The 9,010-nt window shown below is 65.0% G+C and carries 5 protein-coding genes and 4 pseudogenes; 6 read left to right on the top strand and 3 right to left on the bottom strand.

Going from position 1 to position 9,010, the window contains the following annotated elements:
- Nucleotides 1-1,349: 1,349 nt before the first annotated feature.
- The 3 pseudogenes from ACZ7GZ_RS41155 to ACZ7GZ_RS41145 all read left to right on the top strand — a co-directional run.
- A pseudogene (locus ACZ7GZ_RS41155) lies at nt 1,350-1,601 on the top strand (hypothetical protein); the annotation flags it as partial.
- Between the two features lie 132 nt (nt 1,602-1,733).
- A pseudogene (locus tag ACZ7GZ_RS41150) lies at nt 1,734-2,662 on the top strand (IS5 family transposase).
- 138 nt (nt 2,663-2,800) lie between these two features.
- Nucleotides 2,801-2,991, top strand: a pseudogene (locus ACZ7GZ_RS41145) (IS701 family transposase); the annotation flags it as partial.
- Between the two features lie 894 nt (nt 2,992-3,885).
- Here ACZ7GZ_RS41145 and ACZ7GZ_RS41140 read toward each other — a convergent pair.
- Nucleotides 3,886-3,975, bottom strand: a pseudogene (locus ACZ7GZ_RS41140) (IS5 family transposase); the annotation flags it as partial.
- A 335-nt stretch (nt 3,976-4,310) separates the two neighbouring features.
- On the opposite strand from ACZ7GZ_RS41140, the gene ACZ7GZ_RS41135 reads away from it, so the two are divergent.
- From ACZ7GZ_RS41135 to ACZ7GZ_RS41125, 3 genes are read left to right on the top strand one after another with little or no spacing between them, the layout of a single operon-like run.
- Nucleotides 4,311-4,910, top strand: a complete 600-nt coding sequence (locus tag ACZ7GZ_RS41135) for a chemotaxis protein CheB (protein ID WP_471032719.1) — start codon at nt 4,311-4,313, stop codon at nt 4,908-4,910.
- 7 nt (nt 4,911-4,917) lie between these two features.
- Nucleotides 4,918-6,783: a CheR family methyltransferase gene (locus ACZ7GZ_RS41130; protein WP_471032718.1), complete on the top strand. Its 1,866-nt coding sequence runs from the start codon at nt 4,918-4,920 to the stop codon at nt 6,781-6,783.
- Nucleotides 6,784-6,806: 23 nt separating this feature from the next.
- On the top strand, nt 6,807-7,661 hold the full coding sequence (locus tag ACZ7GZ_RS41125; protein WP_471032716.1) for a GAF and ANTAR domain-containing protein: 855 nt from the start codon (nt 6,807-6,809) through the stop codon (nt 7,659-7,661).
- Between the two features lie 124 nt (nt 7,662-7,785).
- Here the strand turns inward: ACZ7GZ_RS41125 and ACZ7GZ_RS41120 are convergent, their stop codons facing one another.
- Both ACZ7GZ_RS41120 and ACZ7GZ_RS41115 read right to left on the bottom strand, forming a co-directional pair.
- Nucleotides 7,786-7,920, bottom strand: coding sequence for a hypothetical protein (locus ACZ7GZ_RS41120; protein ID WP_471032713.1), 135 nt, complete (start codon nt 7,918-7,920; stop codon nt 7,786-7,788).
- A 29-nt stretch (nt 7,921-7,949) separates the two neighbouring features.
- The gene (locus ACZ7GZ_RS41115) at nt 7,950-8,273 is read right to left on the bottom strand and encodes a hypothetical protein (RefSeq protein ID WP_471032712.1); all 324 of its coding nucleotides are present in this window, start codon (nt 8,271-8,273) and stop codon (nt 7,950-7,952) included.
- Between the last annotated feature and the right edge of the window lie 737 nt (nt 8,274-9,010).

Genomic DNA, 9,010 nt, shown 5'->3' with positions numbered 1-9,010 from the left:
ATAGGCCGGACGCGTCCTTGGGCCGATGAACTGCTTCTTGGCGGGGGACCAGTGTCCCCAAGCGGGAAGGTGTCCACCAAACCGAAGCAAGATCAGTCCTCGAGTCCGCGGGCGAAGGAGCCCATCGACCGTCCGGGCCTGCGGGATCTATCCAACAGCACCTTGGCGAGGTGGGGTACCCGTCTTCCAAAAGGCGGCCGAGGTCGGTGACGAAGCCGCAGGCTCTGGCGATGCAGTGCCGGGCGGCGACCTGAGCAACGAAGTCCCCCAGCCACGAAGGCGTACGTCGCCCGGCGGGTCGCTGAGGTCAAGACTTCTCGCGACGCCCCGCAGTGCCTCAAGCGAGCCATCTGCCGCCAGTTCTTCAAGATCCTCGAACGTCCCAGCCACAGCAGCGGGACGAATCTCGAGGATCTTCATGCGGCAGCTTGACTCGATATAGCAGCCTCGGGGGGCGAACTTGCAGGCCCGAGCCCAGTAACCTGCCACATAATCACCGCCGTGGATCTGATAGCGGTAAGGACCGCCGTTCGGCGGGCTGTCGGCCGGTGTTCGGGGAGCCGGCGGTCTCCTTGCTCGGAGACGTGGCGTAGCGAGGCCGACTGCGCCACGTCCCCAGCCTGCCGCGGCTTGGTTCCGATATAGCGTAGGCCCTCGACGGCAGTTGGGGGTTCCATGCGAAGAGAAGTCCAGCCCCGTCGAGGGCGCTGAAAGGATCCTGCACCAGGCTGCATTTGCTGTCGAGTGTCCCTGACCGGGTCTACGGCCTTGCCTGCGGCCACCCGAGGAAGATTCACTTTCACTCCCGCAAGCTCTCATCCGGCCGGATCACCTCGTACAGGCTTGCGGCCATTCCAGATGAGGCCACTGCTTTCCGGGATGGCGGTGACGTCACGTCCTCTACCGGCCGCTGCAGGCTGCTCGCAAATCGAGCAGCTGTCAGCCTGTGCCCTGCGCCTGGATCGCGTTTTCAAAAAGACCCCTGGAAGGGTGACATCAGCTTCCTCCCGAGGGCATCTCGTCCCCACCCGCGAGAGATGCCAGGCACACGCCAGGCATGCCGACCAGGTGAGGGGTCAGCCTGACCACGATCTCCGATCCACGGGCCGCCTTGCGACCCGCTCTCGTCGTCCGCAACCTCCAGCCCTACCCCCACCGCGCTCGATGCCCGCTGATGCGGCGACATCATCTACGTCCCGACCGAGGAGGGCCGGCTCTACCCGGCCACCGTTATCGACAACGCCTCGCGTGGTCGGCTGGGCGAATGCCGATCACCTGTTGAACCGATCTGGTCGCTGATGCTCTCAAGGCCGCCTGCTGACGGCGTCGCCCCAACGGTCCGGTGATCCATCATCCAGATCACGGCCGCCAGTACACCAGCCGGCAATTTCGCCGCACTCGCGGACGCATTCGCAGTCCGGCTGCCGGGGGCCGCACCGGGCAGTGCTCGGGACAACGCGCTCGCCGAGTCGTTCCTTCGCCACATCAAGCACGACCTGCCCGGCACTGCCGCATGGCCCAGCCGGGCCGTCGCTCGCACCGCGATCTTCGACTTCACCGACAGCTGGTACCACTTGCACCATCTGCACAGCAACCTCGGTTACCACAGTCCCGCCCAGTACGCGGCAGACTCGCAGCCTGACCACCACACCAATGGCCTCCACCAAAGCGGAACAAGCTCACCCAGACGAGTCCTTCACGCCCGCCTGCCGCCCGGGAGTGTCGACCGGTGCATGGCGGAGCGGGGAGATCTTTCGGACGAGCAGTGGGAGCGGCTGGGCCGCTGCTGCCGGTGAGCAACGGGCGGGTGCGGCCGGTGGCGGGACCACCGCCAGGTCATCAACGGGATACTGCACCGGGTGCGGACCGGGGTGCCGTGGCGGGACCTGCCGACACGGTTCGGCCCGGAGAAGCCCGCGTCTGAGCGCCATCGGCTGTGGTCGGCCGATGGCACCTGGGACCGGCTATTCCAGCAGGCCCAGGCTGCCGCCGACGCCGAAAGCGGGATCGACTGGAACATCTCGGTGGCCCCCCTGATACGGGCCCACCAGAACGCCGCCGGTGCCCGCAGAACCCCACCGCCGACACCGGGCTCTCCAAAGGGGGCCGCGGTGGAACCAGAGCGAGAGGCCCCGGCTGAAGTTGCCAGGCCGCCGGGCGGCGGTGGTGCGGCAGGCGAGGGCCTGGGCCGCTCCCGCGGCGGGTTCACCACCAAGCTGCATCTCAGCGCGGACGGCCGCTGCCGCCCTGCCCCTCATCGTTATCCCAGGGCAGCGGGCGGACTGCACCCAGTTCGAGCCCGTCATGGGCAAGATCCGCGTGCCCCGGGCCGGACTCGGCCGTCCACGCCGGACGCCCGGACAGTCTCAGCGCGGATAAGGCGTACAGCAACGGCACCATCCGCGCCTACCTCCGCAGACGCGGCATCCGCCACGTCATCCCGGAGAAGAAGGACCACAAGGCTGCTCGCCTGCGCAGGGGTTCACGCGGCGGCAGGCCACCCCGCTTAGACAAGGAACGCTACAAAAAGCGCAACACTGTCGAACGCGCCATCAACAAACTCAAGGCACACAGGGCTGTTACGACTCGCTATGACAAACGCGGCTACGTCTTCCTTAGCACTGTCACCGTCACAGCCTTGTTCATCTGGCTTCGCTCATGATCACCCGAACAAACCCTAGCTAGCCTAGTACTCCAGTCAGTAGTACTGCAACGGTGCTTGCCGTGACTGATGGCCAGGTCGGTCGTTGATGTGGTTATGGGTGGGGACCTTGCTGATGTCAGACTGTAGACGCGTGAGCTGGACGCGGCGCATGAGCGGTTTGTTCACCATTTCAGCAGGAGCCGGCATCGGCGTGTATGCGGGGTCTGATCGCTCCGCTGCAGTGTAAGAACGGCTGGACTGTGGCCAAGGAGGCCGGCCGCGGTGGTCCGGACCGTATCCAGCGGATGCTGAACCGGATCGAGTGGGATGCCGATGAGGTCCTCGACGTCGGCGTGAGTCGAGAATCTCGGCGACCCCGATCGGCACCGCCGCGACCTGCACCACCACGAAGACACCTTCACTCCCTAGAACATCTGGCCAATCATCACCAAACCTGGCAGAGCTGAACAACGCCGGGGCCGTGCTGGGGCGACGACGTTCCCGAGCGGATCGAGTACCCAAGAAATCGTCGCCCGACTTGTGGCGTCATAACTCACCCTCTGCAGGATCTGGTAAGAGACGCCCCATGCTCGGCGTTCTTCCCTGTAAACGGCCGTGCCGGCATTGTGCATGAGTTGGGCTGGCACGGAAGGCGGTACAGGTCGTACTCCGCGGCTGGCAATACCGCCTGGACGGCCCGGCCATTTTTGGCCGGGCCGTTCTTCCCCTCTTTGCAGAGTACGAGTCAAGCCGTACCCAGAACGACACGGCCACCATCCTCACAGTGGGAGTAGTCGGCCCGGCCGTCGCCGCACCGGTCGCACTCCGCGAGCGTGCCGTCGAGCATGACGTAGCCGGGATCGGTCCCGCAGGACGCAGCAAGCCGGGCGGGTGCACCCCGTGAGAGGTGATCGAACATCGAACACCTCTCTCAACGGCGCAGGATCCTCGTGTGTTGCGGACATCGACGGCGTCACCCGATCAGTGGCACGCTGAAGAGGCTCTCTACGTTGTTCTGCGGGAAAGCTGCGGCTTGTGGCTGATTGGCCACCCGGTGCCCACGACGACTCGGCTGCCAATCAGGAATTGCGAATGATCGCTCGGGTGGGGAATCGACAGCGAGATCGTCCGTGGAGGAACCAGCAGCACACGGCACGGAGGCGCCACATGTCAACGACGAGCCCGACCGTTCATGATATCCCGCGTGCTCGGGGGCGTCCGATGTTCAGTGCATGTCGGGGCCGCTTGGCTCGCCAGGCGCTCAGCACCGGCTCGATCAATGCCCAGCGGGCATCGGACAGGCCACTCGGATACGGACGACGTCCGGCCATGACCTGAGGATACCGCGGGTGAGATCTTGCGCCAAAACGTGCACCGCAAGAGGCGGAAGCACACACCACGCGCCGGGCGTCCTGGGATGACACGGGCGCAGGCCACACTCCGCCCCAGCCGTCACCCCCATGCGGCGCATCCGCCACATCCATTCCACCACGCCAGCCGAGACGACGGCACCCCACCGAGAAGATCAGCAAAAAAACCTTCATCAGAGATAATAGTGACCTATTAATGGAAAGCTGCCGGATTGTCTTGATGATCCTCTCAGGGGTTTCCTCCAGAGTGCCGCACGTTGTTCTGTTGCCGACCCGGGTTCGGCTAGGCTCATGGTGTGACGGCCGAGCAGACGTCCGCGGATCACTACAGCATCGTCGCCGTCGCGTCGTCCGCGGGCGGTATCCAAGGGTTGACTGTGCTGCTCGGGGCGCTGGGCCCCGAGCTGCCGGTACCAGTGCTGGTCGTCCAGCACCTCGACCCGCGGCACCGGACGGTGCTCGCCGAGATTCTCGCCCGCCGTACCGAGCTTCGGGTCAAGCTCGCCGAGGCGGAAGAGTGTGTGCTACCCGGCACCGTTTACATCGCCCCGCCCGACCGGCACCTCCTCGTAGATTCCGGCGGCGTTTTGACTCTGAGCTGCACCGAGCTCGTCCACTTCGTACGCCCCTCCGCCGACCTCCTTTTCGAGTCGGTCGCCGGTGCCTATGGGGCGGCGGCGATCATCTGCGTGCTCACCGGAAGCGGGAGAGACGGCGCCATGGGGGTCGAGGCCGTCAAGTCGCGCGGTGGAACGGTGATCGTCCAGGATCCGCGGACCGCACAGTTCCCGGGGATGCCGCAGGCGGCAGTAGATACCGGCGTGGTGGACTTCGTGCTACCTCTTGAGGAGATCGCCGCCGTCGTGCGCGGACTTGTCGAGGCCAAGAGGCAGTGATGCGCTGATGAGCGAACCGCAGGGCATAGGGGACAACGAGGCGCTGGAGGAGCTGCTCGGCTTCATCCGGGAGGCCCGTGGCTTCGACTTCACCGGCTACAAGCGCTCCACGCTGGGCCGGCGCATCCACAAGCGGATGACCGACGTCGGCATCCGCTCCTACCTGGACTACCAAGATCTCCTGGAGACCAACGCGGACGAGTTCGGTGCCCTCTTCAACACGATCCTGATCAACGTCACCTCCTTCTTCCGTGACCCGGAGGCATGGGCCTTCCTCCAGCACGAGGTTGTCCCCGAGCTGCTCGCGGCCTTGGCGCCGGATCAGGAGATCAGGGTATGGAGCGCGGGCTGTTCCAGCGGCGAGGAGGCGTTCTCGCTGGTCGTCATGTTCGCGGAGGCGCTCGGTGTCGAGGAGTGCCTGCGTCGGGTCAAGATCTACGCCACGGATGTCGACGAGGAGGCGTTGCGCGAGGCTCGGTCGGGGCTGTATCCGCCGAAGTCCCTGGAACTGCTCTCCGCGGATCTACGGGAGAAGTACTTCGAGCAGAACGGCGCGCAGTTCAGCTTCCGCCCCGACCTGCGGCGCCGGGTGATCTTCGGGCGGCACGACATCACCCGGGACGCCCCGATCTCCCGTCTCGACCTGCTTGTCTGCCGCAACACCCTGATGTATTTCAATGTTGAGGCCCAGACACAGATCGTCGACCGTTTCCACTTCGCCCTGCGCCCGAACGGTTTCCTCTTCCTCGGCAAGGCCGAGATGCTGCTGAACGACGCCGAGCGGTTCGCGGTCGCGAACATGCGCCAGCGCGTCTTCAGACGGCGGGTTGGCGACACCGTAGTGCCGTACCAGCCGGCCCCCTTGAAGATCAGATCAGGCGCAGGCATCGAGCTGCACTCGGTCGCGCGCACCCGTCAACTGCGTGACCTGGTTCTCGACGCCGGTCCGGCTCCGTCGATCGCCCTGGACGGCGACGGAACCGTTATGGTGATCAACAGTCAGACGAGGATCCAGTTCGGCCTGACGGCGACCGATATCGGCCGTCCCTTCCAAGATCTGGAGATCTCTTATCGCCCGGTCGAACTCCGCTCCCTGATCGACCAGTCCACGCACGAGCGTCGGACCTTGCGCGTCAACCGGGTCGAGCGCAGGATGGGGGAGGACGTCCAGTACTTCGACATCCTCATCCAGCCGCTCTCCGGGCCCAGCGGCCTGCACGCCGGCACCATGATCTCCTTTACCGACGTCACTGTCGCCACGCAGCTGAAGGCAGAGGTAAAGAGGATCCGGGAGGACTTGGAGACGGCATACGAGGAACTGCAGTCCACGAACGAGGAGTTGGAAACCACCAACGAGGAACTTCAGTCCAGCATTGAGGAACTGGAGACGACGAACGAGGAATTGCAGTCCACGAACGAGGAGTTGGAAACCACCAACGAAGAGCTCCAGTCGGGCAACGAAGAACTGGAGACGATGAACGAAGAGATGCGTATCCGCACCGACGAACTGGACGAGGCCCGGGCCTTCCTGGAAGCGGTTCTGACGAGCATCGCGGCGGGTGTGGTGGTGCTGGACAAGGATCTGAAGGTCAGGAGCTGGAACCGGGGAGCCGTCGACCTGTGGGGACTGCGTGCCGACGAGGTGTTGGAAGAGCCCTTCTTCGAGCTGGACTTCGGTCTGCCCACCGATGCGCTGCTGCCCGTCGTGCAACGGTGCCTGGAGACCCGCAAGCGCTCCGGCCCGATCCCTGTTGAGGCCCTGAGCCGCATCGGCCGGTCCATCACCTGCGACGTGTTCTTCTCCCCGTTCGACGGGCACAACGGCGGTGTCGTCCTTATGATGGAAGAGAGCCGAAGCGACGCTCCGGAATGACAGTGCGGCGTAATCTTGGACGCATGGATCCGCAGAGGCGCGAGGAAGACCTCAGTCTGGCAGCGGTGGCACGGCGCCGTGCAGTTCTGGCGCGTGAGCGCGCGGACCGGGCGGAGGCGGCCGCCGAACGGCACGAACTCTTGGCAAAGGAACCCGGACGTGAGTTCCACGCCCACCTCGCACAGACACACCGCAGAACAGCCGCGTGCCACCGTGCCTCGGCTCAGCTCCAGGAGAACTTCGCCCGCCGCGCGGCGCAATGGGACCAGAGCTGCGGCACCCGACCGCGGTTCATGACCGGTGTCGCCGAGGCGTGCGGCACGAGCAGCGCAGCAGTCACCTTGGTCGACGCCGGCCAGAACCAGCTCGCGATCGCCGTGTCCGACGAACAGTCCCGGGCGGCCCAGGAACTGGAGTTCGTGCTCGGCAACGGGCCGACCCGTGACGCGGCTGCGGCACGCCGCCCGCTCCATGTGTCCGGACGGGCAATAGCGGCACGCTGGCCCGGCTACGGGGCCGGCCTCGCTTCCCTGGGCATCGCCTCGGTGGCCGCCCTACCACTCCCGTCGCAGGATAGTTGCATGGGGGTGCTGACGGTCTTCGATCCGCAGCCCGGACCCGGCGGGCCCGCCGACCTCGCCGAGGTCGCCGCGGCCCTCACCCCCATCGTGCTCCTCGGCCCCGACGCCGACGCGGGCCTTTATGGCGAAATCGACATCCGCGCGACCGTCCTGCACGCGACGGCCATGCTTTCCGCACAGCTCGGTCGCCCCGCCGACGACGCGCTGGCGCTCATCAAGGCCCGGGCGTTCGCCGAGGAGGTACCGATCGAGACAGTCGCCCGGCAGATCGTGCACGGAGACGTGAAACTCGACTGAGGAAGAGGTGCTGTGACGCCCGAACAGCGGCTGGCCGGTGCGTTCACAGGGCATTGTCACGTTGTTCGTGATCTGGATGGCTGAGGGTGTCAGGCTGTGGTGGGTGCCGGTGACGGTGTTGTGCTCAGAGCGTGACCGGCATCCCGCTGCAGTCGTCGACCTGGTGCTGCATGCCCCGGTTGCAGTCCCCCGACGCGGCGATGAGTGTCCACCTGAGCGCTCCGGCCGACGCCTCCGTCGTCGCCGTCAGCCTCTCCAACTCTCCGTATCCCGCTTCGAGACACGAACTTATCTCGGCAGTATCGGCCCCGAGCGGCAAGAGCGCGTCGCCAACGCGCTGCGCGCAGTCGTCGATTTGTAATCCGCGCCGACCCTCACCTGTTGGGCAGTGATCACCACCAGGTGCCGGTTTTCCGCTACCTGAGTGAGCACCAGCCGCCCGAGTCCGCCGAGGCGCCAGCAGCGCTCGTAGACGACAGTGTCGCCGCACCACCATGGTGGAGCGAGCACGTCATCGCCGGTCTCAGACTCCCAATACAGCAACGGACTCACCGAAGACGTCAACATGAAGATGAAGGTGATCGTGTAGATGTACGGCAGCGCAGGCTTCACCCTCCTCCGCCACCGCATCCTCCTCGGAAAGCGTCACGCTCCGCTATCACCGGCTGTGAGACAAGGTCGAATAATCTATAGTCCCGAATTTAAGACGGAGGAGATCCATCACCAAAAATTCACCAACAAAGCACAAATGTCACAGAAATAATCCGCTTTCATTGAAGCTCCTCCAGTCTGCAGAGAATTCCCCCATCGGATAGCGGTCACGTTCAAGGTCACCGTTTGAAGTGGCCGATGGGCGGTCGTAATAGCAGACATCAGTCTGGAGCCTTTTTCGCATGTAGATCATGAGAGTGAAGGTGGATGCGGCGACTGACGTGAGTCTGTTCGGGATGGTCCGAGCGTGTGGGAAGGTCCGGCACTCCCTTAGCCGGGAGATGGTCCGCTCAGCGGAAGCACGCGGTGCGGCGTGGACGTTGGTCGAGGTCTTGTGCTTGTGGGGTGGTTGCGCCTTCGGGCGGCGCTTGATTGGGGTGATCGCAGTGCCGCCGGCTCCGGTGTACCCGTGAGAGGATCTTGAGGTTCAGTTGCGCAACTGTCGGCGATGGCGTGCTCGCGGGCGGCCGTCATATCGTGGGTGCCGCCGCAGGGGAAGATCCCCAGCGGCTTTCCGTCTTCCCTGGCGATGACCTGCGTATTTGAGGGGCCCTGCGGTTTCCGTACAGCAGCTTATTGGCTAATTCATGCGGCGAGCTGCTGATTCAGGTAGTCGTCGTGGACCTCTCGTGGGGTCC

The sequence above is a fragment of the Streptomyces sp. NPDC037288 genome, from assembly GCF_055603265.1.
The sequence above is the reverse complement of the archived record's forward strand: the minus strand, read 5'-3'. Positions and strand labels throughout refer to the sequence as shown.

Excerpts from the sequence above, each read along its gene's own strand:
- ACZ7GZ_RS41125 (WP_471032716.1), top strand. The coding sequence starts at position 6,807 with ATGGATCCGCAGAGGCGCGAGGAAGACCTCAGTCTGGCAGCGGTGGCA.
- ACZ7GZ_RS41130 (WP_471032718.1), top strand. The coding sequence starts at position 4,918 with ATGAGCGAACCGCAGGGCATAGGGGACAACGAGGCGCTGGAGGAGCTG.